Origin of the sequence: Klebsiella sp. 18074, assembly GCF_902705905.1 — a bacterium.
Classification (GTDB): Bacteria; Pseudomonadota; Gammaproteobacteria; order Enterobacterales; family Enterobacteriaceae; genus Klebsiella; species Klebsiella terrigena.
On record NZ_CACSIS010000004.1, the window covers coordinates 1 to 22,690 of the forward strand.

Consider the following 22,690-nt stretch of genomic DNA (forward strand, 5'->3'; position numbering starts at 1 on the left):
CTCCCCCCCCATGCAAATGATAATCAATATCATTTCAAGTGAAATGATTTCAAATTCAATCAATTTTGAATGATATTGAGAGCCATTATCAATTGACGTCAGATCACCACGATGCCAGGCTCCTGGTCGTCATCGTTGATGGAATGGTTCAGGGCCTCTCCATCTGGCTGGCCCGTCGAGGCTTCACGCGCTGACTTACCTGAATGACATTCAATGCAGAGCGTCCAGAGGTTGTGCTCTCCGTTATCGCCGCCGAACTGAAGGGCGACCCGGTGATCCAGTTCGCTATCATGAAGGTCAACGACACGGACACACATGCAGCAGTGTCCGCCGTCACGCGCATAAATGCGCCGCTTCAGGCTTACCCTTGCGCTGCCGCTTACACGTCTCTGCTCGCCAAATGCCGGCCTTATCCTGCGGGTGTCGATGGCTTTCAGCCTAGGCGGTAATGTCTTCAATCTAGCCATGTAACCTCCAGGCCCTACGGCGTTCAGTCCGGGATGAACCATCAGGGTGTCGCTCTACCGGTTCATCATCGGCATGGTCAACCAACGAGTAGCATGGATAGAGGACGCTACCTCCGTATGCATCGCCCACTGCATAATCAGCAGGCTTACTGCTGTCCCAGCGGGATAGCACCCGAGCGATATGCTGCGGCGGCACGGCATAACAGACGCCGTGAATCAGTCGCGGCAGCGTGATGTAATCGGCGCGGGTCTTGTCAGCCACTATCAACCGCTCAACAATCTGCAACTGGTACTGCGGCGGGCGTCCAGTGCCAAGATAGAAAGAGCATAAAGCGTCAGGGAAACGCTCTAACCATCCAGCAATCAGGGCCACAAAGCGCGGTACTGGTATCGCGTCATCCTCAATGATTACCACCCGGCAATCCTGTTCAGCAGCCCACTCCAGCGCACGCCGGTGATTCCATGCTGCCCCATGATTGCCAGGGTCGATCATCGCGTGGGCACTCGGTCCAATTTGGTAGGCCAGTGCTCGCGCCTGAGGTTCTCTTGAGTGATGCCCGACCACCGCAAATTTTATTTGTGCTTCCAAAAGGCATACTCCTTACCGACACCATCCGACTTAAACACCGTGTGGATGCGCGGGCCGGTTACTATCCGATCGCCAAAAGATTTAGCGACGACGCCAAAGGCAATCATGTCCCCTACAGCGGCATTCGCCTGTTCTTTCTTCCAAAACCGGTAGCTTTCGAGGCGGTAATACAGCCGAATGATGCCATGCGCGAACGCCATTACATCGGCGCGGGTACCACCCAGTAGCCCAGCGTTAAGCATCACATCATTGCGGTGCTGTTCGATGAATTCCTGATAGATACTCTCCGGATGATTCTGCTTTGCCCAGGTGTCGGCGTATGTCTTCGGTTCTGAACCGACATAAACCCTTCCCGGCTCCATTTCATCCCACGGCGCACGCAGCATTTCGACATCAGTTCCATCGGTACACCACACAAACCGATATTCAGGGTGGTCGCGCAGGTGCTGGTAAATGTGCAGCCAGCGGCGGAAGTAGACATTCATTTGCACGTCAGGAACGGTGACGAGTTTTGCACCAGCGGGCGGGATTGCTAACTCGTCCGCCAACACGACAGCATCAGCGCCAGTTATTGAGTTCGCCCAAGCGGATAATACGTCAGGGGTCGAAGTCATTCTGGTGCCGCGCTGTGGGTCTGGCTGGCTGGTGAGTAGCGTGGTAATTACAGCATCACGCTGCCGCCGATATTCAGCGTATCCAGTGTACCCGGCATCTCGGCGGGCATTGTGTATTGTGACGTTTCGTTTTACCTGCTGCTCTCGTTCTGGCTTTGGCACAGAGCGTTCTACCGCTTCATGTTCATCCAGAGAGTGGATCAGCTTTTCTGACCCGGCCACATCGGCAAATGCCCAGGTTGTCATCCCTGCGTTGTGGATACGCAGCGCCAGATCGCTATGCTCGTACATCCCACGACCGTATACCGGGTCAAAACCACCCACTCGCTCAATGGCACTGCGGTGGTAATACAACATGACACCACGCTGCCCGGTATACGCAATATGCTTATCGTCACAATAAAGCACCGCAAGGTCATTCAGCTTATTGCGGCCGGCAAGATCGAGAAACTGATAAGCGAGATGTGACTCCGCTGACTCGATATACGGAATGTGCCAGTTATCAGCAACGGGCCAGGCGTCATCGTCCCACAGGAAAAGATGCTCGCACCCGGCATCCATCAGCGCGTTAAGGCTGGCGTTCTTCGATGCAACGATACCGAGCGATGTATTCTGCCGCAGCAGTTGCACGTTGCATGGAACATCAACTGCAGGATTCGAACCATCATCGACCACAACCACCAGCGCACCAGTTGGTAGATGCTTCATGTGCTGATCAATGGCTCTCTTCAGTACCTCGGGACGCTGATGCGTGGTTATTGCAATTCCAACTTTTGCGCAGCTATTAAAAGCTGGAACAAACTCAACGCCATCGATAATGACCCTCATAATTCAAATCGGCCTTTTGGTAACAGACTTAGCCACCTCTCGGTAATTCCGAGCAGCAGCGTCAGTAACAGCTTTTTTGATAGCTTCGATTTGTTCAAGACAAGGCGTTGCATTGAGGTAAAGCTTGATAACCAACTCTTGTCCGCTTGTATCGCATTCGGGAGAGCTCAGGTTAGCAGCACCATCAATTGCAATTCGATCCGGAAAGAATTCAGGGATTCCATTAACCTTTCCACGACATCCAAATGCATCGTATTCGGCGAATCCGGCTCCGCTATGGAGTTCATATCCGGTCTCTTTCACAACAATGCAAAGCGATTTGTTGGCTTCTTTTAGCGTTACACGTTTCATGTGCGTTTCCTTTTAGGCGTGAACCTGTCGCACGGAAAAGCCGCCGAAAGTTAACGGTTTACCCAGGCTCACAGCTGAAAGACTTTCTTAGATGTGCGCGTGCGATGCGCAATAAAAAAGGCCGCCTTAGCGACCTTGATGATTTTTGGATGTTTACTTAGCGTCGGGCGCTGATAAATGACGGTATAGATTCACCGAGTTGTGTGGAATCGTGAAAATCGCCCACTAATTCAGGAACCTTAATCATCCTTCCTCCTGTTTCAGCTTCATAATGGAAAGGTACAGAAACCGCTTTCCCATCTATCATGACCAGCATGGTTTCACGAGAAGCATCCATCAGGATCCGCCGAATATAATCTTTAAATGCGCTTAGCCTTGATTCATCACTGAGTAGGCAAACCTTCTGTCGGAAGTGCCAATCCTTTCCACATGGCAAAACGAAATCCCACTGAATTTCGCTATTTTCAGCAAAACCATTACCAATTAGATAAACGTTTTGCTTAGAGAAGAGGCTTCGTTCACCTTCTTCCAACGGTGCAAAAGCAAGGACTTCATTCACGTGAGTGAATGGCTGCGTTGTCATGACAACCTCGTCTAAGTTGCTCGTCAGGTTATCAGTGGCAGGCGGTGACGATTCCGCTTTTCGGGAGCGACCCTAGCCACTGACAATTCAATTAGGTGTGGTGACCGGTGCTGATCTCCGGCATTCAGTCCTTTCGGATTGCTGCAAGTTATGTCTGCGTTTAATGGCCTCTTGGGAACCCCGCAGCGGGCGCGCATCAGCCTGCGCATTCACCACAATTTGACATTATCACAGGCACTCAGTGAATACCTGTTGTAATGCCTTAGCTGGACTGCTCAGCAGCGGTATCAAACAGCGCCAGCGCTTCAGTTGCTTCCTGAATCGCTTTAATGGTCTTAGCTACCACTTCCGATTCGGTTACAACCCGGTTGTACTGCTGGATGAAAATCTGATATTTCAACTGACTGTCCTGTACGAATGCAATAGCCTTAGCAGCTGCTGCTGTATCGTAGTTCAGGATTGAAAGCAAGTTCAGGCGTATTTGTTCTGCTGGTGTGATGTCTGCCATGTCTGTCTTACCTCTATGCGATGTGGGGAGCATTATCAAAATCACTATTCGGAATGGTTTCTGAAGTGCCATTAAAAAAACCACCTGTGGGTGGCCTTTTTAATATCTAAATAAATTGCAGGGCAGTGATTATTTTGAATCAAAGACAAATCGTGAAGATGTTATTTTATTAAGCAACTGCACTAATGGTGCCTTAGTCCCTTCTCCATTGATATAATGTTCAAAGTCGTCTTCGAGTATTATCCAGTCTCTAGCAAGTTGAGTCCCATCAAATAAGTGCTCAGTAGCAAGCCAAGACGATTGGCAGGCGTCAAAGATGCTAAGAAGGTTATCAAATCTCTGCACATTCTGCTCTCCAGCATCTATCTGCTGACTTATGAGATCGACATCTTTAAAAAGCCACCTCACAATAACCTGCTCCCTCTCTTCCTCAAGTTCATCTCGGTCAAGGTTTAGTGGCATATTTAACAAGGCGACTCTTAATTGTTTGATCGCAAATCTAAACTCCATTTTTACTTTTGTTTTTTCTTGCTCTCGCCAGGTTGTCAGGGCTCTATAAGCAAAAATCAAAGTGACTACGCTTGCAGTGCCACTAATAAATGCAGCAATCATTGACCAAAACGCCCACTCAGCTGCATTGCGATTAGCCACGAGCGTTTCATAAGCTATATAACTAGCATCCATATCCACCTCACATTAGTTATGAGGTTATTCTAACAAAATATATTAGGGCCGCCACCTGGTGAATGGCTCCTGCAATGCTTTGCCACTTCCCGGAGTGGCCACGCTCATGCCCTTGAGTAGCTGCCACATCATCGCCGCTTATAACTAGTGCGCGTCTGGCATTCGCGCTTCTTTACCGGAGCATGTTCCCTTATTTACCCTCACAACGGTCTGCTATACCTGCTCGCCATTACGCGACTCGGGGCAGCATCATTACTGCTGCTCTGCCTTTCGACTGCGGTCTATCCGCTTTAATTCTTCATGGCTGTATCCTCGGGTGGGGATAGCTGTTGGGTTATCCCTTCGTGGGGTTAGCGCATGGGAAAGTTGATGATGAACATAAGCCCGATTAATGCGCACAACAACCCTACAGCGCCACCCACAACAATGAGCGCCCAAACGATAATGGTTCCTATGGTTGCAATCATTTCTTAGCCTTTTCGGTTGGTTATGGGCAGTTCGCCAGCACTGATTTGTTGTGCGCCAGAATGTCGCGCTTGGTCTGCTTATCCAGCACATCGATATCGTGGTCGGTCAGGTAGATGATCCGCACCCAGTCACAAGCGGTGTCGATGACTTCAGGTTTTGCGGGTAAAGCTTTCGCGCAGCTCCCGATCAACATCGTCATCAGGCATGTGATTAACAGTCTGCTGTACATCGCTGGCCCCTTTCGTTGCCTCCACCCGGCGTTCTGCCACGGCTGCATTACCGGCGGCGATATTTTCTGCACTCTGTTTCTCGGCCTCAGCAGTAGCGATACCTTTACCCTGGCTTTTACCGAGATGGAATGCACCGAATATCAGAGCCAGCACCGTAGCAATCGCACCTACAATGATTTCCATCGTGGTCATGGCTGCTGATCCGTATTGGTGCCACTGTCTGTCAGGCTGAACTGCTTAATGATGCGGGCGATAGCAGCGCAGACAGAGACGAAACCAATGACATAACCCAGATACTGATCGGGAATGAGCGCTTTTACGCTATCCGGTACCGCGGCCCACGACGTAGCGACGATGGCCAGAACAGCCAGAATGCGAACGGACCACATCTTCCAGGCTGACTGCCAGTTTTCGATTAATTGCATATCACACCACCAGTACCGATTTTGCTTTCAGGAAGCGGGCGTTACGGTCATCAATGCCGTTCTGCCCACCGTTGATAATCAGGGTGACGCGAACCAGGTCGCCGGGATACTTGAGACATCCGCCAGACACGTAGAACCAGGCTGCGCTGCGAGCTGCGTTAATATCCTTCTCCAGCAGCTCAGGGTTGCTGACTAAATCCAGTTTCAGCGCAGTGCCGCATTTCCTGTAGTTATCCAGGAAGGTGATCCCGATAATTCCGCGCCCCCGGTACTTCCATCCATCGCCAGCTGTCTTATTGCCGAACCGCTTGCTGTACACGAGATTTGCGATAGCACGTTGACGCTCGATCGGTAGCGACTTCTCGTAAGATTTTCGCCCGAGCATATTGGCTTGGTCTTGCGTGAGCCGCTTTACTTTTACGAAATATGCCAGGCCACCAACGCTATAATTGAAGCTTTCTACCAGTTGGGTGAACCCAGTGCTTTCGTGCCCACATTGAGCAATAAACATCGCCTGGTCGACCGGTGCCGTAATGCCGAATTCTTTCATCGCGGCTGTGATATGCGGATACCAACGCGCAGCTAACCCGGCGCTGATACCAGCCGCCTGCTGAAATTGTGATTGATTCATTAGTGCCTCAGTGTATCGACCAGGCGCGCCACGTTACCCCGTGCCCACAGCACAGCGGCGCAAATAAGGATGTTTGCCAGAACCACCAGCCAGTGGGACTGAACGTAAAGACCGAAGATAAATTGGAAAGGGATGCTCGCGTAGATCAACACCAGCAAGTAAGCAAGAATGGAAATACCAGGCCGATGTCGGGCGCCGCGACGTTGATAAAACATCAATGCACAGACAATAACGGCACATATCACAGCATTGGTCAGCGCAGCCGGGTCATTTATTACCACTCGAACCTCCTCCCCTTAATCGGGAAAGTAATCCGAACAGGCTGCTCAGGTCTTGGCTGTTGATGAAAGTCAGGACCTTAATGGTGATAGCCGATGCCACCACCGCACCGAGCGCATCTAGCGGTCGGTCTGTATAGCCTGTCCAGGTAGTAAATTTTGAGCCTAATAGTCCAGCGGCCAGGACACCGACAATAAACGATGTCATGAAGTAGGCTATCTGCCTCCCTCGCGTCAGGTTTGCGGTCGTTGCCACATAAAACACCGCGCCGCCGAAGGCACCAAATACCACACCAAAATCAGTGTGAGTGATAACGCCATACACGATGGAACCAATTAACCCACCTCCAAAAATCAGGCCAGTACCAGTTAAAGGATCGGACATTTAGCCCCCTCTTATTGCTGTGAGTCCTCTCATAAGCGAGGGGAATAAAAAAGCCTGCACAATGGCAGGCCCTAAATTAATTGAGGAATATGCAGCGACGGAACTCTGGGATTTGAAAAACCAATAAGCAGGGCTGGTCTACTACCTATTTTTTGGTGTTCTGCTCTGCCATCTCGATGTAACGCGGATCGGATGCCCGCGGGAGCTGAATGCTCTGTTCACGATAGTAGCGCACGCGCTCCATGAAATACTCGCGGAGGTGCTCAGGCTGCTCTCTCGCTACCTGTTCGGCTATAACCGGCATATTCAGGCGCTCTTTGTAGGCGACGCCGGATGCGGCCAGGTCGACGTTAACTTTGTCCTGCTCTTCTTTTGATTTTGCTGCAATGTTCCAGTTTGACATGAAAAATCCCCTCTTTTGATTCTGGAGATTATATATCAAAGGAAGTTAAACACTTACTTTGTCAAAGGCACCCGCAGATGCCTTTTGCAAATTGTCAGGTTTTTCTTTTAAAAGGCCAGCGTCGGCAGGCCACCAGCGCCACAATGATGATGACTAGCAGCACCATATCTACCAGCACGCCTGCCAGCCTCCAGGCAACGAGCAATAGGACGACAAACAGCGCCCAGTAGCATAACCGGCGCATCATGATCACTTACCATCAGCACCCAGCACACGGCTGAGATTTTTTAGCAGTACGGTTGACGCGGTTTCCAGCAGCTCATCACCTGCGTCTGTGTTGGCGACTACCAGCGTTTTAGTGCAGGGTACCTTCACCTTCGAATCGCTCAACCAGCCGGATTGAGTTACCGCTTTTTTGAGCTCATAGACCGGTTTACCGTTCGGCAGCTTATCGTCGACGTGCCAACCGTTCATGTCGATCATGATCAGTCCACTGCTCTCCTGGTTAACTGCTTCCAGAAACTTATTCGATCTGTCCGGTGCGGATACCCAGAGGAAAGCGTCATATTCGCCGGTAGTCACTTTCGCCAGCGAGCGCACACCGCCTTTCGCATAGGTTTCGACCTTCGCGTAGTTTTTTTCCAGGCTTTGCAGGTATTGCCAGGACGCATACGATCCGCTGGTGGGCTCGCCGACCGCAATTTTCACCCCAGCTTTTAAATCCCCCTCATCGCTGACTTTGCCGCCCTTCTTAGCAGCTACGAAAACACATTCATCAGCGAGCTCACCGATAATGTCCACCTTCTGGGCTTCATTGCCGTGACGGCTGCGCCAGAACTGGTAAGCGTCGGCCTGGGTAAAACCAATCTGAGCAGTACCACTGGCGACCTTATCGAGGTTGTCCAGTGAGCCTTTGCTGGGGATCACCGTCGATCTGTAGCCATATTCGGTCAGGGCGCCGGCCAGATTTACACCGTAAACCGCGTTGTAGGTTAAGCCCTGTTGACCGGTGGTGATAACGACATCCGCAGCTGCTACAACATTACTCAGGCATAGCGAAGCGACCGCGATGGCGGCCATGATTAACTTTTTCATGTGACTTTCCTTTTGAGGTGAGCCTTCGCCCGGAGTGGCCGCCCTGCAGAACAGTCACACGACCATTCCAAAGGCTCACCCCGAAAAGCTCTGCAGGTTTATGCGCCGGGCGGGACGCAGATATGAAAAAGGCCCGCGAACGCGAGCCTGTTAGTTCCGCTTACTGATACGGAGCGACCAGCCTAAGCTGCCGCAGATTCAAATTGTGGCCCTGTTTTGGAGTCGCTTTGCGGTCAACTGGGACGTGTAGGTTTCGCATCGCGATCGGGATTCGCTTCAGACGCTGGCCCCGCTGCCTATATGTGCCGGTTACGTTTATCCGGCGGCTTTCGCCCGGTTAAGCCCTAAGGTAAGGGATTGGGTTGTGGTGGCAGGCGCCCATCTCCTGCTTAACGTCAATCAACGCTTGCACATCGCTACGTTATGGGCCGGGATCAACCGATATGTTCGCTCGCCACAACGATAATGACGCTCAGTGCATTTAAGCCAGGCCCCAAAAGGGAAAGCGCCATTACCTGTTGTGCGCTCCGTTTCGTGGAGCCGACGCCGCCGGAATTACACCGGCAGAATCATCACATTGGTATATGGTGCTGGTTGACGGAATTGAACCGCCGACATCCTGCTTACAAGGCAGGCGCTCTACCTGCTGAGCTAAACCAGCAAATTCTTGCCACACTCTCGCAGTGGTCAGCGCTCATGCCCTTGAGTCAGTCACCCCAGTTCATCTCTGTTCCCCGTTGGCCCTAACCAGTGCGCGATTGGCTGTCGCGCGGCGACGCCGGTGCTTCTTTTCTTATTAACCCTCTCCAGATGCAAAGCTGGCTCTCTACTCGGAGACTCGGGAGCAAGTCATTACCCTGCTATTGCCGCCTATCGACTGCTGCGGTCTGGCCGCTTTACTGCTTCATTTTCGCCACCCATTCTCGCCAGCGCGCCTCCCTAATCTCAGGGCTCAGGCGCTGATCTTCAAAATTGTTAGCCAGGGACAGAGAATCCGGTAATAAGGCCCATGCAATATAGAATTCGTGAGGCTCAAACTCATCCCCAGCAAACTGATATGCGCCAACATGATAGACCTCGCCATCTTCCTCAAGCGCAATAACATGGGCAACATGCCAGCCATCACAGGGGTTCAGAAGAATGACCCAGCGCCCATCAAGTTCTTTGGTTAGCTTTTCGCTTGCTGGTCGGAAACTCAATGTTTCGGTTATCTGCTGGCACATTTCAGGCTCCTGAAACGACAAAACCCCGCAGATGCGAGGTTTTTATGATTAAGCTGTGTGTCTAAGTGACCACTCTTAACACAGTACAACATAAATTGCGGACCGCAGTAATGTTTTTTTTATTATGTTGGGGTATAACATACTTGAAACGTAGCTGATCCTAAGGAAAATATTTTCATGCTCAACCGATCGAGATGTTTTATTGTTACACCTATAGGGAATTCGGACTCTCCGACACGCAGAAAAGCCCAAGGTATCCTCGATGCAGTAATAAGACCTGTACTGGAAGAGAAAGGATTCGAGGTATTTGTTGCCCATGAGATATCCTCTCTTGGTTCAATAACCAAACAGGTTATTGAACACCTTTTAAAAGATGAATTAGTCATTGCTAATTTAACAGAATTAAATCCCAACGTGATGTATGAGCTTGCTGTTCGTCATGCGGTCAGGTTACCTGTTATTGCGATAGCCGAGGATGGGACAAACCTCCCATTTGATATTGCTGATGAACGAACGATTTTCTATAAAAACGATATGCTGGGAGCACACGAGTTCAAACCATTATTTATCAAAGCAATCAACTCAGCTATAGAAGATAACGAACCAGACAATCCAATATATAGGGTATCAGATTCATTATTAATAAAAGAATCTGTTAATGCCCCGAGCGCTGAGAAGTACATAATGGACAGACTGGACGATATTGAAAAAAGACTAATCCTTAACAATACCCTTAATTCAAGGGGGAATAAAAACCATATCGTAGGCGTCCATTGCATAAAAATAAAAGGCAATCCAAGTAATATAAAATTATTTTATGAATCATTGAGCACTTTTTTACCCATTGACTATATGGAATTATCTTCTAACGACCCCCTAATAGATGACATAACCAATATAAAAATAAAAAGTCGATTGTCAATTGATCCAGATAAATTTGATGAGTTAGCAGCAAAGTGTAACGTATCCATTGTTGGACTTGAATTTCAAACTGAATGATTATAATAAAATCACGGCGAATTCGCCGTGATTTTCATTTTTCTACCTAATTTATTGGTCCATATCTAGTCTTACATCTAACATAGATAAGCACCCATCGATAAAACCTTCAGCCATCTGTATCTCTATTCGAATCAACTTCTCATCTTTCTTTTGTGCCTTAGCTATTTTTCGTTTCGAGATACCGTACAGATAATGAGCTACGAGCAAATTATGTTCATATGGTTTCTTTTCGCGAAGTCTTGCCAAGCAGCCTTCTATGATTAGTGCATCATCATCGGTGCAGCATAAACGTGTTTTGCCGCCCTGCGGAAGAAGTCCCTTAAAACCTGCTGCAATGTGGGAATAATCAATACCAGAGCTGTCAGCTGCCGCCCATCCGCCCCACAAATCTAAAACCTGTTGCATATCACGCATTTACATTCTCCATACACTCATGCTTTTAAAATGACGCCGATACCCATAACCCGATCCAGAAAACGAGCCCACAGCTCTAACTGAGTGCCGTATTTCTGTTCGAATGCTGAGACGTCGGCATGTAATTCATCGTGATGCACTCTGCACAGCGGTATCACGAAGAGATCATGGGCCTTTGTTGCGGTACCTCCCAGACCATGCCCTATTATATGGTGTGGATCGTCTGCGGGTTGCCTGCAGCATTCACATGGCTGAGTTTTTACCCACCGGGTATATTGCGGACATTCCCAACGCCGGCGCTTAGGGCGGAGCATAAACGACTCAGGGCTTTCGGGATCAATTCGAAGACTAAGAATCGGCTTGTGAACCTCCTGCGGGAGCTGGGGATCGATGCACCTGATGTTGTCTGTAGACCCGGTGCGTTCAACAAGCCTCATGAGCATATCGGCCGCGGGAAATGACGGTACGATGTCGCTTTCTTTGTAGACCGGGAGAAAAGGCTCTACGGGTAGCCTTAAGGCATGTTGAGCCATCGTCTCTGTAATCGCATCTGCAATACCGGATTTGACTGCCCACCAGCAAAGCTCAGCCATAGATAACTCGCGCTCTTTGTTGTATCCCAGACCGACCAGCACGGTATCTATTACCCACTGGACTACATTCTGGTAGGCCAACTCAGACAGCGTCTCCGTCGTTTGTTCACGTAATTCATTATCGCAATGCCAGCAAACAACCAGTGCGCCCGGAGGATGGCGCATAGTGACGAATTCATGGTGATGATAATGTGAATGCGGGTACTGGCATTGTTTAACATTACGCATCAGCCACGCCTCAAGCGCGTTAATGCCACCAGCAGCATTAATGACCCTTTCATCCCTCATGAAAAAGCGAAGAATATCAAGCTGCGCAAGAGGCTGACGTGCATCAGGGATCCGGCCTGTATGCAAGCCTTTCATGTTTTCTGGCTGACGTTCAATCAACACGCGGCCGCCAGCAAAAAGAGGCATAAGCTCGCGCCCTGGCTTGAATAGAACCACGCCGAGGCGTGGCACAATTTCAGGAGTAAGTAACGCTCGCACAATACCCCCTAAACAGTCAGATCTTTAAGCTTTTGCACGGCTTTTCCAACTTCAGCCATCGCATCAACGAACTCGTCAAACTTCCTGCTGGCCATCCCATACGCCTGCAGAATTTCCAACTTCAAGGGATCGAGTTGCTTCTTAATTTCTGCACGATCCCCGGCTTTTTTCTCCGCTTCCTCTGCCGCTTTGATCAAGGCGTCAGCCTGTTTACGTAATGCTTCTGGAGTTACTTCAAGCTGTTTATTCATTTTGCATTCCATCGTCGGCTGAGGAGTCGCCATAACAGGTGCCACAGATTTGTGACCATATTTCGGGTGGTGCAAAGTAGTAGACCTTCCGTCGTCAACCACGCAAAGCATCCCACTTTCCCGGATTATTTCGATCAGGGTCTCTTTGTCCTTGCGATTGAGCCCACTGTATGCCGCCACTTTGTGCGTCAGGTGAGTTAACGTTGCGCCTTCTTGTTGCCTTTCAACAAAACGCTTAACCCGGGAGAGAACTGGTTGCAGGTGTGGGGGTGTCATTCTCATCTTCACCCCCTTACTGAGTAACAATACCGAGCAGCTTCAACAGCTCAGGGAATTTCGATTCAAAAAAATGTGGCTGGGTCTCCCTGGGATTCGCCGGACTGGTGATGTTTTTCCCGTACAGGCAACCTTTTGCCGTAACAGACCAGAATCTTTTCACGCCATTGATACCCGTTCGGCTACGACGCTCCTTCTGCTCGACTATGCCGTGGCCTGCCATAAGGTGATAAGCCTGGTTCGCGGTCATTCTGATGTTGTTAGCTTTAAGCAAAGCGCTGAGAGAAAGTGTTGGCCTGCTTGAACCGTCTTGCGCACCAGCTGGCGCATCAATGGCATATGAAGGCATTAAATCAGGCAACCCGGCCACCTGCTGAAGCTTCTGATATGCACCGAGCTTTGACGAGTTGGAGAGATTGAGCATTTTGGCTGCAGACTCAAGAAGGATTACGCCAGCCTGGATGCGATCGGCATTGACGGTTGCTGCCCCGACAGTGTGGAGCGCATCAAACGTTCTGATGACCTTCAGATTAAAAACAGCGCTGATCCACATCGCGTAGGCATACACCAACTCACGGCAAACATATGTACCTTGCTCATTTCCGCCACGGATAACGCTTACTGGTTCTGATATATCCGAGTTGCTATTTTGCAACTCGCCTATCAATTGAGCTGTTTGTTCGTTGCGGAGCCAAAATGCGGGCTTGTGGCGATCAAGGGAGCCGGATGCTCGATGGAGATCATTTAGGCAATAACGACCAAGGACATCACGACGAACAGAAATACCATCAATGACAAAAAAAGAGTGATTATTGGATGCAGCAGCACCCATGACGTGGTTAGTCATAGCTTTCTCCATACATTTTTTATGTGACGAAGGGCCTGCACGCCCGTTTCGTTTGCACACCTTGAGATTAATGCTAAGTTGCATAGACTTCAACCTACCACTGAACAAACATCCAGCGTTTTTTTATACGCTGATATGGTGATTTCTACCCGCCCTCCCTTAACATTTTCACCCCACTCAATAACCATCCGTTTTACCTGGTTGTCATCCTCCCAGATACCGGCATAGGTCAAAGCATCAAGCAGGGCCTTGTTGTAATTATCCAGGTCACGCCGGCGGTAATCCGGTGGGTAAAGAATAATTTCTACAGCTGCTGGCACGGTTGATGGTTTAGGTATTGCACGCAGTTGCTCAATGACCGCTGAACGTACAGCATGTTTGAATTTACGCCCGGCGGCGCTGACCAGATGCTTACCTTTTGCAGCCCCCTTATTTGGGGATCTCCAGTAGGTATTGACGCTGGGCGGAAAAGGAAGAAAAAATTTCATCGTTCCTCCAGAACCATTTTAAGTTCGAAAGGCACATCGCCACCGCAATAGCAGAGTTGCCCCAGGTCTGACATGAGGCTCCATAGGGTCATTGACGAATAGCCATTTTCGTCAGTCGCCGGCGGCTCAAATTCACCAAATATTCCTGGCGCACGAGCACGATTTTCATCGTGTTGGACTTGCATAAATCTCAGGGCGATATCATTCAACTTCACCTTTACGATGCTGTTGAGGTTAACTGAAACCTCCCTGGTTAAAAGCGAAGTAGTGATGCTGATACCGCGGGAAACCCCGCGGGTAATCTTGATGGCCCCTTTTCTCTCCAGTGCCTTGAGGTGGGTTGCCGCCGCATTGGGGGACCGGCACCCCAACATGCCGGTCAGTTCGTAGGTGGTAGGCGGGAAACCATGCTTACGTTGGTACTCGATCAGGAGGTTCAGAACCTCCTGTTGCCTGAGAGTTAACTTCATCATGCTGCCCGCTCCTGTTTGTTAACGCACATTTCTGGCAGATTGGTCCTAACCAGCGCCTCAGCGAACGGCGGCGGCACGGCGTTTCCGCAGCGCGCAACCTGCTTGTCCTTCGAATACTTCACGCCGCGGTAGTCCCGGTCGATGATGTACCACTCAGGGAAGCCCTGCGCGCGATAGAGCTCATGCGGTTGCAGCATGCGCATCCCGATATCAACAATTCGGAACGTAACGCCGTCAATATCCACCAGCCCGGTGCTGTCCTCCCCGCAGTATTCCCGCAGAAATGCCAGCACCTGCTGAGCGCGCTCTTCGTCGTAGTCCTCGACCGCCAGTGTCGTTTTAACCTCTCCAACATGCTGGCCCCCGGCGGTAATTGTCGGCATCGGCTCGTCAGCGCGCTGACCATCACGACAGGTCCCACGCAGTTTGACCAGGTGGGATGAGACTATTGCGGCATCGGCTTTAGTGGTCATTGTCTGCAGCGGCTCGCTAACATCACGCGGGCGGCTCTGCCCTGCTCGCCCACCAACGCCAACAACCTGGGCTGTAACCAGTGCATGATGATCAATCGTCGTCACCGAGTGGGCGGGCTCACCCAGTCCTACGCCGGCGCCCTGATAATTCCCGCCGTAGTGTTTAGCCAGGAACGCCCCGACAACAGCATGCTTTCCGCCACCAGCAACAACGGTACCCAGCGGTTTGTCCAGCCCTGGCACGCGAGGTGCCTGCCCTGGTCGTTCTCCGTATCCCATCTGAATCAACGTCGGCACAACCAGTTGCGATTTACCGCCGCCGCCGGCGGTGATTGTTGCACTGGGCTCGTCGGCGCGATGACCGATGCTTGCGCCAAACTGGCGCGCAATGACCGGCGCAACGATACAGGCGCGGGACTCTTTCAGGATGGTGTGAGCAGGTTTATCCAGTGGCCGTGGCTTAGCCTGGTACTCGCTGCCACCATTTCCGGCCAGGAACGGCGCCAGTTCAGCTTCAACGACACCCAGTGCATGACCATTCCCACCCGGGCGTTTTGACGTGCCGGCGGTCACCGTAGGTACCGGGTCGGTAACTGGCTGCCCGGTGGCACCGGTGCGGAATTTTGTCAGGTGAGGTACCGCGATTGCGTACCCATGAGTTTTGGTAATCGTCTGTAGAGGATCGGCCAGTGCCTGCCCCCGAAAACAGTCGTATTTGCCACGGGTGGTTGTGTGGTTGCATTTCACAATGAATGGATCCGCGCTGTCGATAACGAAGCGCTGAATGCCGCGGGCTATGCGTTTGAGCGTATTCTCTGCCAACGGCTTTTTGCGGTCGAATATCGACCGCGCGGAAATAGTCCAGTCGATGCATTCCGCCGCGGTACGAAACGGCGCCAGCTTGCCTGCCTGCACCGCCGGCGATTTCGGATCCCCGTGTGTAGCCTCCGGCCAGACAATAGGCTGGTCATCACGACGCATCACCATGAAGAATCGTTTCCGGATAGTTGGGGTTCCGAGGTCAGATGCGCGCAGTTCACGGCAATCCAGATCGTAGCCAAGCCCGGCAACCAGCCGCTGGGCCTGTTTGCTTTCCGGCGAGAGTTCCAGAAATTCGCAGCACTCCACCAGCGCGGGATGATCTGCAGGAATGCCGGTTGTCAGCATGCCGACGAATGCCTTTAATGTTTCGCCAACGCGCGCAGGGTCAGGGCGCATTTCCGCCGCCAGCAGCGGGCCCCACGTTTTGAACTCCTCCACGTTCTCCAACATCATAACCCGCGGGCCAACATCCATGGCCCAACGAATGACAATCCACGCCAGCCCACGGATGGCTTTTTCTACAGGCTTAGCCCCTTTAGCCTTCGAGAAATGGCGGCAATCTGGCGAAAACCAGGCGAGACCTACAGGTTTACCGGTGGTGGCAGCAGCAGGAGAAACATCAAACACGCTTTCGCAATAGTGCAATGTGTCAGGATGGTTAGTGCGGTGCATGGCCACGGCGTTCTCGTCGTGGTTAATGGCAATATCAACGCTGCGCCCGATCGCCATTTCGATCCCGGTTGATGCCCCGCCGCCGCCAGCAAAATTATCAACAATCAGCTCACGCATGGCTCACCCCCCTGCATGCTTTCCATCAGGGTGCCGGCAGTAGCTATAATTTCGTCTGCAGGAGTTCGTTCCAGCCAGAGGATGTTGACGTGGGATTTCAGTTTGTTCTGCTGCGACTCTGTCAGCTCGTCAGCCCCTGCAATTCGTTGAAATATCAAATTCACCTCCAGCGGCCAGGTCCTGGATTCGGTTTCCGGAAAAACGCAGATCTCCGTCTTAACGACTGGCGCTTCTGCCACTACACGTTTTTTCCCGTAAGCAAACTCAGCCAGCGCCATAAATGCCCGGCCCTTAGCCTCTAGATCTGAGCGACTGACATAACTAAATTTCTTGCCGCTCCAGTTTTTATCAAACACGGCGATCGCCGCCCCAAACCCAGCAGATGATTCAGACGGCTGACCTTTTTCCGGCCTGTACCAGTCAGGCAGATCGAAGCTGATCCGGCCACGGATAAACGCGATATGATCTGCGCCTTCGGGCCACCAAACTTCACCAGTCGCCGCCTTGATCAGGAAAACATACCGACCGCCCAATTCACGCATTGCTAACGTGTGGGCCATGATGTTTCTCATTCCGGTAACAGCCTGGTTTTCATGGTATTGAGATCGGCTATAGGGAGGATTTGCAAAGGCCGCGCCGCCGAGTTCTTTCAGGCGCTCTGACCAGTCCTGTGTCAGCGCATTAATTTCAGAGGTGTACCATGCCGGGCACTTGGCGTTGTCATCCTCGGCAAACAGATCCAGGACAAACGGCCCAAACAGCGCGTTTATACCCAAGTACAGCTCCTCCGGCGAGCGCCACTGGTCACCGACCCATTTCAGTTTGTGGAAAGGCATTTTGCGCAGATCATTAAGCGCCTGGCAGTATAGGGAGATTGATGGCTCTTCTGTCGTCACCATTTCTTCAGTATCAAGATTCACAGTTTCCCCCTCTGCTGTTCGGCTGAGACCATTAGCCGTAAAAAATGATAACGCTGCTCAAAATTGAACAAATCAGCTGTCAGAAGTGCATGTTTACGCCGGAATAATGCATCGTCTTGCCACCAACAGCGCCAATTGTGCAGGCAGTGCCAGCGCCGGAAAGCACGAATCAATCGGAGCACAGGTCACCTCCGCAGTAATTACCTGCCGGCATAGAAATTCCGCTGGAATTCATCCCACTTTTGGCATTGCGTACACACTGATTTTTCATCCGCATATAACGCTCTCTGGATTTAACGCTGCAGTTTGAATCGCACAGCTGCTGCCAGACCGTTGCCGCCCGGCGGAAGTAGCGCCGGCTTTCCAGGCTCCTCGCCACCAGTTCCAGATTGCGCATTGCTTCTGAGGTATCCTCTGGCTGATTTTGATCATTTCCGTCAGGGTTACCGGCGACACGATAACGAAATACACTCGACGTTTGGGCGCTCGCCAGACGGCCCTCGTAATACAGGCGGTGTACCGCGTTCTTCACAGACATGGGGTTGCACTGAGGGAATGCTGCAATGATATCCCGCATCATCACCCCTGGGTTTTTCTCGATAAACTCAAATGCCGATTTCGCAATAATCATCCCCGGAACCCCGCTGGAATTGTGTTTTGTACCGGACTAACTGAATTGATATCTCGTGGCTTGTTTTTGTCCCATGCCTCTCTTGGCGGCCGGCCTTTAGCATCCCAGCGGATAGCGCTTTGCAGATAGCCTTCGAATTTTTTTGGGCCAAAGAGCGTCTCAGGTCGCATGTACTGGTATTGCTCGTCGTTTTCATGCCAGTGCTCATGCTTCAGGTCGATTACCAGTTTCAGGTCGCTGACGGCATGTCCATCGCGTAGACGGGCACGGATGTTTTCCAGGGAGGATTTTGATTTCTGGAAACGGGAACCGCTGACTAGGTTCAGGTGGGCCAGAACTTCGATCGCATGATCGGTAATAACCACTTCAGGATCCGACTTATCGTCGGGATCCGCAGGAACCCGACAAGAAGGTTTTTTAGATGACGGATCTAATGACGGATCTAATGACGGATCGCCTTCAACCATTGAGGGGTCCCCCCGCAATATTTGAGGGGGTGCAGACCCATTATTTGAGGCCTCAGATTTTGACCCTTCAAATTTTGAACCCTCAATTTCTGAGGCCTCAAATTTTGATTGTTCCTTAGGAGGCGAATAGAAAATTTTTGCCTCTGCAGCTGCACGCTCCAGCATGTCTACGTTGAGTTTGTAGACGTTCGAGTTATTCTTCCCACCAACCCGGCGCTCTTGTTTCTTCAGCCACCCTTTTGCTTCCAGTTTTTTAATAGCACTGCGTACGGTGTTCTCACTCTTAGCACCGATCTGGCGCTGAATTGTCGTTACCGCTGGCCAGGACACGCCTTCATCGTTACTGAAGTCAGCCAGGCGGGCCATGACCGCTATTTCGGATATGATCAGGCCCTTGAAAGCACATGCTTCCCAGACCAGACCGTGCAATTTACTGCTCATGGCTGCCCTCTACTTCCCTGAACTTGCGTTTGAACTGATCGAGTGGGCTAAAGCACTCATGGGGATACCCTTCTCGCAGGAAGATGACACGCTGCGTTTCTGGCTCCCAGCGGATGACCTTGACGGGCTTACCGTAGTGGTCTTTGAACTTCCGGTTAACTTCTCGCATAACGCCCTAGCCCTCCGGTTAAAGACCCCCACAACTCCACGCGCCCTACTGTGGTTACATTCGACCCACTTTCCGCCTACCATGCGCTCATACCGAAACGACGAAACACCCGGGACCGGGTACATCCGTAGTTGCGGTAAGTGAAGATTTACGATTAAATTGCTCATGCGGATCATTTCTCCATACACGTTGATTTATCTGCCACGACGCCCGGAGCTGCACACTCGCGGGCGTCACTCTTTTCTGGCTGACAGAAGACGCGGAAAAGCAACGTCAGATGTTCCTGCCATTTCGCCATCACCTGATAGCTGTTCTCCTCAATCTGCTCGCGTTCGGCCTGGTCAATAACACCGTCAGCTGTAGCTTTACGGAGATACTGCGAGTGCTTTCCGATCCACTCGATAGACTCCATCAGGCGCTGGTTAATATCGGCGTTGTCCACATCATCAATATCTGCCAGTGGTACAAAGACCCCGCTCGAGTGGCGCGCTATCGCATTGGCAATATGATTTGACCCACCAGCCCGCTGCAGGACCATTGCCCAGCCGAGAGGGAAAATCTGATCACCATCGGTCCGTAAGCGGTTAAACAATGCGTTTTCAGTAACACCAAGCCATTCAGCTGCTTCTACATAGCCTCCGTCCAAATCAGTGATCGTTTTTTTGATCGCAGCCACCAGCCAGGCAGGCTGCTTATCAACTTTCCATTCAGGTTCTATACCCACGGCTTACCCCCTATCTCTGTGGTTTCTTTCAAACGCTTTGTTCTTTAGGCTTGCGATATAGCTCTGGCTGGAAAACTAGTTTCCCAGCGGTGCGGTAAGCGGCTTCAGCAGCCCTCCCTTTTGGGATCAAGCGTCCAGGTCTGTTCCGCCACTGATAAACAGCTTCGCTAGATATGCCGAAGAACTCGGCTACCTTCTCAGCGTTTCCAAAGTACTTTTCAACATCATCGGTGGTCATAACGGCTCCTTTCACTAAGTTAAATTAGATAATAATTACCAATCCATCTTAGGTCAATAAAAACTAAGATTGCTTAGCTTAATTGACTACTGGTGTGCTAATGGAAACAGTCGGACAACGAATAAAATCACTAAGGCGGATCACCAAAACCTCACAAAAGGAACTCGGTAAATTTTGTGGTGTTAGTGATGTTGCGGTGGGGTATTGGGAAAAAGATGTCAACGTTCCAGGCGGCGAGTCATTATCGAAACTTGCTAAATTTTTCAATACATCAATAGATTACATTCTCTACGGTACAGAATTTGAAGGTAATCTGATTACTAAAATGCGAAGAGTACCTGTAATTTCATGGGTACAGGCTGGATTATTTACAGAATCTAAAGCTGAAGATGTACTTCATGATGCAGATAAATGGGTCGAAACCTCATTGCGGATAGGTGATAACTCCTTCGCGCTCGAAGTTAAGGGTGACTCAATGACTAACCCCAATGGCTTACCAACCATACCTGAGGGCGCGACAGTGATAGTTGACCCTGACATCGAACCCCGGCATGGTAAGATTGTTGTTGCCCGTATCGATGGCACCAATGAAGCAACAGTAAAAAAACTGGTTATCGATGGTTCACAAAAATTCCTCGTCCCACTAAATCCTCGCTACCCCAATATCGCTATTAATGGCAACTGCATCATCATAGGTGTAGTGAAAGGCGTTCAGTACGAACTCTAATCATAATTAACCCCACCCAACACCAAGCTAAGAAATGTTTGGTGTTTTCTCTTGACCATAATACTAAGTTAAGTTAGATTTTATTCATCAACAGCGAACAGGCAGGACGCCCACGAAGTAGCCGCCGGTGGCGTATGAATAACCGGATGATTCGCTGACAGGTTGTTTCGGGAGGGGTTAAGTCTGGGGTGATGCCCAGAACCAAAGCTCACACCGGCTAAGCGGAACTGGCTAACCCCCAGTGCCGGGGAAGGAAACCGTAGGGTTGCTGACTCATCACCAGCACCCCGCCCGAAACCACCTGTAGTTGATAACTAAGCCTGTAGTAAACCCTGTTCTGGCGGCCCGTGTTTTCCCTATTGTCCGCGGTAACCGCCAGTTTTTTTCAGGGCCCAACATGAAAGCGCACTCCATCTTCCATCGGTCGTGGGGACTGGTTTGTTACTGAAGGAGTGCGCTTCCAGTTGTGAACGGCAATATTCGCAACCGTTGTATGGCACATGCAGCGTCAGCGGCCTGAGAGTCCCTTGATCCATGCGCTCTCAGGACAACCGGAATGTGCAAGTCAGTGTCGGTATGCACGACAGCGATCCACCATCGTGGCGATACGGTGTGACACCCCGGAAGAGACGGGGACACAACAGGAAAGAGCACTGAAGATGCCAGGAAACGCCCTACCGCCAGGCAGACAGACGGGTTATCCCGCAAGGGGTGGCGGCAGTGCTCTTACCGTTGTGGCGTAGCTCAAATGTGCGGGTTCGAATCCCGTCGCCATAGCGCACAACGATGAGGGCACTCCGCGTCGGTCGCGAAAACCGCACAGAATAAGGCTACGAAAGGCAACTTAAGGCCGACGCCGTTCGTGAGATTGGGGAACCGTATCTCACTAAGCGCTTCCTAATTTCGGATCCTGTTGCACATAGAGTGTCCTCTTCGTTGTGGTAACTGCGGCTATGCGCACGTGACGAGCCAACCCGTTCTTTGAGTACGTTTCCGGGCAGTGTACGTCGCCGGTTATGGCTTAACCCGGCAGGTGGAGGCACCACCGCCACAACCTAGTTAACTGTGCTGTGTGTAGTCTTGGCGGTTATCCAGTTTTCCACTACCCAAAGGAGGAAGAGGATAACGTTCTGATGGGTAACCGCCCTTTTTACACAAGACAAAAGAGCATCACCGGGCGACGGGCTCATAACCCAATCCACCCGGGCGGCTGCTAACCGCAGATGCTCTTCTGTGTTGTGTATGGAGAAAATTCCGGCGGTTGCAGCCGCCTTTCATGAGGGTAAAAAACCATGAGTAATGATCGCATGACAGTCGTGCCCGATTTCCTGGGCGAGCTCGATGCCGGCGTGTTCATGAATAAGATTGCGGCGGCGCTCAATACCACCGCGCTCGGCGTTCTGAACAACGGCAATAAAGGCAAAGTAGTCCTCACCTTTGATTTTGAGCGTATGGGCAACTCCGTTGAAGAGAAGCGCGTCAAGATTAAGCATCGCCTGAATTACAGCACCCCTACCCCACGCGGCAAAGCGTCCGAAGAGGACACCACCGAAACACCAATGTGGGTCAACAAAGGCGGGAAGCTCACGATCCTGCAGGAAGATCAGGGCAACCTGTTTAACCTCGCTGGCGATCCTGATGGAAAGCTACGGGCGGCTAAGTAAGCCGCAACCGACCAGTTCTTTAACCGTAAATCT

General features: G+C 51.0%; 32 protein-coding genes and 1 tRNA gene. 3 read left to right on the forward strand and 30 right to left on the reverse strand.

Annotation, left to right across the window (positions count from 1 at the left end; all coding sequences use genetic code 11):
• Nucleotides 1–98: 98 nt before the first annotated feature.
• The 17 genes from GVK32_RS04845 to GVK32_RS04920 form a co-directional block, all read right to left on the reverse strand.
• Complete coding sequence (locus tag GVK32_RS04845) at nt 99–467, reverse strand: HNH endonuclease (protein ID WP_159872888.1); 369 nt, start codon at nt 465–467, stop codon at nt 99–101.
• The gene (locus GVK32_RS04850; protein WP_159872886.1) at nt 460–1,056 is read right to left on the reverse strand and encodes a hypothetical protein; all 597 of its coding nucleotides are present in this window, start codon (nt 1,054–1,056) and stop codon (nt 460–462) included. The genes GVK32_RS04845 and GVK32_RS04850 overlap by 8 nt, the downstream gene beginning before the upstream one ends.
• Nucleotides 1,041–2,498: a glycosyltransferase family 2 protein gene (locus tag GVK32_RS04855; RefSeq protein WP_159872884.1), complete on the reverse strand. Its 1,458-nt coding sequence runs from the start codon at nt 2,496–2,498 to the stop codon at nt 1,041–1,043. The genes GVK32_RS04850 and GVK32_RS04855 overlap by 16 nt, the downstream gene beginning before the upstream one ends.
• A 3-nt stretch (nt 2,499–2,501) precedes the next feature.
• Complete coding sequence (locus GVK32_RS04860; RefSeq protein WP_159872882.1) at nt 2,502–2,849, reverse strand: hypothetical protein; 348 nt, start codon at nt 2,847–2,849, stop codon at nt 2,502–2,504.
• 157 nt (nt 2,850–3,006) lie between these two features.
• On the reverse strand, nt 3,007–3,432 hold the full coding sequence (locus GVK32_RS04865) for a hypothetical protein (RefSeq protein WP_159872880.1): 426 nt from the start codon (nt 3,430–3,432) through the stop codon (nt 3,007–3,009).
• Nucleotides 3,433–3,694: 262 nt separating this feature from the next.
• Entirely contained in the window at nt 3,695–3,940 is a 246-nt protein-coding gene (locus GVK32_RS04870; RefSeq protein WP_159872878.1) for a DUF2560 family protein, read from the reverse strand.
• A 129-nt stretch (nt 3,941–4,069) separates the two neighbouring features.
• Nucleotides 4,070–4,624 carry a hypothetical protein gene (locus GVK32_RS29045; protein WP_227697889.1) on the reverse strand — a complete coding sequence of 185 codons (555 nt, stop codon included), beginning with the start codon at nt 4,622–4,624 and terminating at the stop codon, nt 4,070–4,072.
• A gap of 617 nt (nt 4,625–5,241) precedes the next feature.
• Nucleotides 5,242–5,514 (reverse strand): hypothetical protein, encoded by a 273-nt coding sequence (locus tag GVK32_RS04880; RefSeq protein ID WP_159872876.1) that lies wholly within the window; start codon nt 5,512–5,514, stop codon nt 5,242–5,244.
• Nucleotides 5,511–5,747 (reverse strand): hypothetical protein, encoded by a 237-nt coding sequence (locus tag GVK32_RS04885; RefSeq protein WP_159872874.1) that lies wholly within the window; start codon nt 5,745–5,747, stop codon nt 5,511–5,513. Before GVK32_RS04885 ends, GVK32_RS04880 begins: the two co-directional genes overlap by 4 nt.
• 1 nt (nt 5,748) lies before the next feature.
• Nucleotides 5,749–6,378, reverse strand: coding sequence for a glycoside hydrolase family 19 protein (locus tag GVK32_RS04890; protein ID WP_159872872.1), 630 nt, complete (start codon nt 6,376–6,378; stop codon nt 5,749–5,751).
• Entirely contained in the window at nt 6,378–6,659 is a 282-nt protein-coding gene (locus GVK32_RS04895; RefSeq protein WP_159872870.1) for a phage holin family protein, read from the reverse strand. Before GVK32_RS04895 ends, GVK32_RS04890 begins: the two co-directional genes overlap by 1 nt.
• Nucleotides 6,646–7,041 carry a phage holin family protein gene (locus GVK32_RS04900; protein ID WP_085332263.1) on the reverse strand — a complete coding sequence of 132 codons (396 nt, stop codon included), beginning with the start codon at nt 7,039–7,041 and terminating at the stop codon, nt 6,646–6,648. Before GVK32_RS04900 ends, GVK32_RS04895 begins: the two co-directional genes overlap by 14 nt.
• Before the next feature lie 145 nt (nt 7,042–7,186).
• The gene (locus GVK32_RS04905; protein WP_159872868.1) at nt 7,187–7,444 is read right to left on the reverse strand and encodes a DNA polymerase III subunit theta; all 258 of its coding nucleotides are present in this window, start codon (nt 7,442–7,444) and stop codon (nt 7,187–7,189) included.
• Nucleotides 7,445–7,538: 94 nt separating this feature from the next.
• Nucleotides 7,539–7,691, reverse strand: a complete 153-nt coding sequence (locus GVK32_RS28835; RefSeq protein ID WP_200842831.1) for a hypothetical protein — start codon at nt 7,689–7,691, stop codon at nt 7,539–7,541.
• 2 nt (nt 7,692–7,693) lie between these two features.
• Complete coding sequence (locus tag GVK32_RS04910) at nt 7,694–8,539, reverse strand: TAXI family TRAP transporter solute-binding subunit (RefSeq protein WP_200842832.1); 846 nt, start codon at nt 8,537–8,539, stop codon at nt 7,694–7,696.
• Nucleotides 8,540–9,124: 585 nt separating this feature from the next.
• Nucleotides 9,125–9,200 (reverse strand) — tRNA-Thr (locus tag GVK32_RS04915).
• Between the two features lie 235 nt (nt 9,201–9,435).
• Complete coding sequence (locus tag GVK32_RS04920; RefSeq protein WP_159872866.1) at nt 9,436–9,762, reverse strand: hypothetical protein; 327 nt, start codon at nt 9,760–9,762, stop codon at nt 9,436–9,438.
• A gap of 177 nt (nt 9,763–9,939) precedes the next feature.
• Between GVK32_RS04920 and GVK32_RS04925 the strand changes: the two genes are divergently transcribed.
• Nucleotides 9,940–10,761: a hypothetical protein gene (locus GVK32_RS04925; RefSeq protein ID WP_159872864.1), complete on the forward strand. Its 822-nt coding sequence runs from the start codon at nt 9,940–9,942 to the stop codon at nt 10,759–10,761.
• 51 nt (nt 10,762–10,812) lie between these two features.
• Here GVK32_RS04925 and GVK32_RS04930 read toward each other — a convergent pair whose 3' ends face one another.
• From GVK32_RS04930 to GVK32_RS04990, 13 genes are all read right to left on the reverse strand, one after another.
• Nucleotides 10,813–11,178, reverse strand: coding sequence for an antiterminator Q family protein (locus GVK32_RS04930; RefSeq protein ID WP_159872862.1), 366 nt, complete (start codon nt 11,176–11,178; stop codon nt 10,813–10,815).
• 17 nt (nt 11,179–11,195) lie between these two features.
• A complete protein-coding gene (locus GVK32_RS04935) occupies nt 11,196–12,257 on the reverse strand; it encodes a DUF968 domain-containing protein (protein WP_159872860.1) in 1,062 nt (353 codons plus the stop codon).
• Between the two features lie 8 nt (nt 12,258–12,265).
• Nucleotides 12,266–12,790 carry a hypothetical protein gene (locus GVK32_RS04940; protein ID WP_159872858.1) on the reverse strand — a complete coding sequence of 175 codons (525 nt, stop codon included), beginning with the start codon at nt 12,788–12,790 and terminating at the stop codon, nt 12,266–12,268.
• Nucleotides 12,791–12,800: 10 nt separating this feature from the next.
• Complete coding sequence (locus GVK32_RS04945) at nt 12,801–13,631, reverse strand: KilA-N domain-containing protein (protein ID WP_087730931.1); 831 nt, start codon at nt 13,629–13,631, stop codon at nt 12,801–12,803.
• Between the two features lie 89 nt (nt 13,632–13,720).
• Nucleotides 13,721–14,119, reverse strand: coding sequence for a RusA family crossover junction endodeoxyribonuclease (locus GVK32_RS04950; protein WP_159872855.1), 399 nt, complete (start codon nt 14,117–14,119; stop codon nt 13,721–13,723).
• Complete coding sequence (locus GVK32_RS04955) at nt 14,116–14,592, reverse strand: SOS-response repressor and protease LexA (RefSeq protein WP_159872853.1); 477 nt, start codon at nt 14,590–14,592, stop codon at nt 14,116–14,118. Before GVK32_RS04955 ends, GVK32_RS04950 begins: the two co-directional genes overlap by 4 nt.
• The gene (locus GVK32_RS04960) at nt 14,589–16,676 is read right to left on the reverse strand and encodes a DNA cytosine methyltransferase (protein WP_159872851.1); all 2,088 of its coding nucleotides are present in this window, start codon (nt 16,674–16,676) and stop codon (nt 14,589–14,591) included. Before GVK32_RS04960 ends, GVK32_RS04955 begins: the two co-directional genes overlap by 4 nt.
• Nucleotides 16,664–17,575, reverse strand: coding sequence for a phage N-6-adenine-methyltransferase (locus tag GVK32_RS04965; RefSeq protein WP_159872892.1), 912 nt, complete (start codon nt 17,573–17,575; stop codon nt 16,664–16,666). The genes GVK32_RS04960 and GVK32_RS04965 overlap by 13 nt, the downstream gene beginning before the upstream one ends.
• Nucleotides 17,576–17,765: 190 nt before the next feature.
• Complete coding sequence (locus GVK32_RS04970) at nt 17,766–18,227, reverse strand: hypothetical protein (RefSeq protein ID WP_143967412.1); 462 nt, start codon at nt 18,225–18,227, stop codon at nt 17,766–17,768.
• Entirely contained in the window at nt 18,224–19,135 is a 912-nt protein-coding gene (locus GVK32_RS04975; protein WP_159872849.1) for a conserved phage C-terminal domain-containing protein, read from the reverse strand. Before GVK32_RS04975 ends, GVK32_RS04970 begins: the two co-directional genes overlap by 4 nt.
• On the reverse strand, nt 19,125–19,304 hold the full coding sequence (locus tag GVK32_RS04980; RefSeq protein ID WP_087730925.1) for a DUF4222 domain-containing protein: 180 nt from the start codon (nt 19,302–19,304) through the stop codon (nt 19,125–19,127). Before GVK32_RS04980 ends, GVK32_RS04975 begins: the two co-directional genes overlap by 11 nt.
• Before the next feature lie 172 nt (nt 19,305–19,476).
• A complete protein-coding gene (locus GVK32_RS04985) occupies nt 19,477–20,028 on the reverse strand; it encodes a YmfL family putative regulatory protein (protein WP_159872847.1) in 552 nt (183 codons plus the stop codon).
• Nucleotides 20,029–20,056: 28 nt separating this feature from the next.
• On the reverse strand, nt 20,057–20,266 hold the full coding sequence (locus GVK32_RS04990) for a Cro/CI family transcriptional regulator (protein WP_087730922.1): 210 nt from the start codon (nt 20,264–20,266) through the stop codon (nt 20,057–20,059).
• A 100-nt stretch (nt 20,267–20,366) separates the two neighbouring features.
• On the opposite strand from GVK32_RS04990, the gene GVK32_RS04995 reads away from it, so the two are divergent.
• Nucleotides 20,367–20,993, forward strand: a complete 627-nt coding sequence (locus GVK32_RS04995; RefSeq protein ID WP_134905138.1) for a LexA family transcriptional regulator — start codon at nt 20,367–20,369, stop codon at nt 20,991–20,993.
• Between the two features lie 1,292 nt (nt 20,994–22,285).
• On the forward strand, nt 22,286–22,657 hold the full coding sequence (locus tag GVK32_RS05000; RefSeq protein ID WP_041937773.1) for a hypothetical protein: 372 nt from the start codon (nt 22,286–22,288) through the stop codon (nt 22,655–22,657).
• Nucleotides 22,658–22,690 lie beyond the last annotated feature (33 nt).

Excerpts from the sequence above, each read along its gene's own strand:
- GVK32_RS04845 (WP_159872888.1), bottom strand. The coding sequence starts at position 467 with ATGGCTAGATTGAAGACATTACCGCCTAGGCTGAAAGCCATCGACACC.
- GVK32_RS04855 (WP_159872884.1), bottom strand. The coding sequence starts at position 2,498 with ATGAGGGTCATTATCGATGGCGTTGAGTTTGTTCCAGCTTTTAATAGC.
- GVK32_RS04860 (WP_159872882.1), bottom strand. The coding sequence starts at position 2,849 with ATGAAACGTGTAACGCTAAAAGAAGCCAACAAATCGCTTTGCATTGTT.
- GVK32_RS04865 (WP_159872880.1), bottom strand. The coding sequence starts at position 3,432 with ATGACAACGCAGCCATTCACTCACGTGAATGAAGTCCTTGCTTTTGCA.
- GVK32_RS04870 (WP_159872878.1), bottom strand. The coding sequence starts at position 3,940 with ATGGCAGACATCACACCAGCAGAACAAATACGCCTGAACTTGCTTTCA.
- GVK32_RS29045 (WP_227697889.1), bottom strand. The coding sequence starts at position 4,624 with ATGGATGCTAGTTATATAGCTTATGAAACGCTCGTGGCTAATCGCAAT.
- GVK32_RS04880 (WP_159872876.1), bottom strand. The coding sequence starts at position 5,514 with ATGACCACGATGGAAATCATTGTAGGTGCGATTGCTACGGTGCTGGCT.
- GVK32_RS04885 (WP_159872874.1), bottom strand. The coding sequence starts at position 5,747 with ATGCAATTAATCGAAAACTGGCAGTCAGCCTGGAAGATGTGGTCCGTT.
- GVK32_RS04890 (WP_159872872.1), bottom strand. The coding sequence starts at position 6,378 with ATGAATCAATCACAATTTCAGCAGGCGGCTGGTATCAGCGCCGGGTTA.
- GVK32_RS04900 (WP_085332263.1), bottom strand. The coding sequence starts at position 7,041 with ATGTCCGATCCTTTAACTGGTACTGGCCTGATTTTTGGAGGTGGGTTA.
- GVK32_RS04905 (WP_159872868.1), bottom strand. The coding sequence starts at position 7,444 with ATGTCAAACTGGAACATTGCAGCAAAATCAAAAGAAGAGCAGGACAAA.
- GVK32_RS28835 (WP_200842831.1), bottom strand. The coding sequence starts at position 7,691 with ATGATGCGCCGGTTATGCTACTGGGCGCTGTTTGTCGTCCTATTGCTC.
- GVK32_RS04910 (WP_200842832.1), bottom strand. The coding sequence starts at position 8,539 with ATGAAAAAGTTAATCATGGCCGCCATCGCGGTCGCTTCGCTATGCCTG.
- GVK32_RS04920 (WP_159872866.1), bottom strand. The coding sequence starts at position 9,762 with ATGTGCCAGCAGATAACCGAAACATTGAGTTTCCGACCAGCAAGCGAA.
- GVK32_RS04925 (WP_159872864.1), top strand. The coding sequence starts at position 9,940 with ATGCTCAACCGATCGAGATGTTTTATTGTTACACCTATAGGGAATTCG.
- GVK32_RS04930 (WP_159872862.1), bottom strand. The coding sequence starts at position 11,178 with ATGCGTGATATGCAACAGGTTTTAGATTTGTGGGGCGGATGGGCGGCA.
- GVK32_RS04940 (WP_159872858.1), bottom strand. The coding sequence starts at position 12,790 with ATGAGAATGACACCCCCACACCTGCAACCAGTTCTCTCCCGGGTTAAG.
- GVK32_RS04945 (WP_087730931.1), bottom strand. The coding sequence starts at position 13,631 with ATGACTAACCACGTCATGGGTGCTGCTGCATCCAATAATCACTCTTTT.
- GVK32_RS04950 (WP_159872855.1), bottom strand. The coding sequence starts at position 14,119 with ATGAAATTTTTTCTTCCTTTTCCGCCCAGCGTCAATACCTACTGGAGA.
- GVK32_RS04955 (WP_159872853.1), bottom strand. The coding sequence starts at position 14,592 with ATGATGAAGTTAACTCTCAGGCAACAGGAGGTTCTGAACCTCCTGATC.
- GVK32_RS04960 (WP_159872851.1), bottom strand. The coding sequence starts at position 16,676 with ATGCGTGAGCTGATTGTTGATAATTTTGCTGGCGGCGGCGGGGCATCA.
- GVK32_RS04965 (WP_159872892.1), bottom strand. The coding sequence starts at position 17,575 with ATGGTGACGACAGAAGAGCCATCAATCTCCCTATACTGCCAGGCGCTT.
- GVK32_RS04970 (WP_143967412.1), bottom strand. The coding sequence starts at position 18,227 with ATGATTATTGCGAAATCGGCATTTGAGTTTATCGAGAAAAACCCAGGG.
- GVK32_RS04975 (WP_159872849.1), bottom strand. The coding sequence starts at position 19,135 with ATGAGCAGTAAATTGCACGGTCTGGTCTGGGAAGCATGTGCTTTCAAG.
- GVK32_RS04980 (WP_087730925.1), bottom strand. The coding sequence starts at position 19,304 with ATGCGAGAAGTTAACCGGAAGTTCAAAGACCACTACGGTAAGCCCGTC.
- GVK32_RS04990 (WP_087730922.1), bottom strand. The coding sequence starts at position 20,266 with ATGACCACCGATGATGTTGAAAAGTACTTTGGAAACGCTGAGAAGGTA.
- GVK32_RS04995 (WP_134905138.1), top strand. The coding sequence starts at position 20,367 with ATGGAAACAGTCGGACAACGAATAAAATCACTAAGGCGGATCACCAAA.
- GVK32_RS05000 (WP_041937773.1), top strand. The coding sequence starts at position 22,286 with ATGAGTAATGATCGCATGACAGTCGTGCCCGATTTCCTGGGCGAGCTC.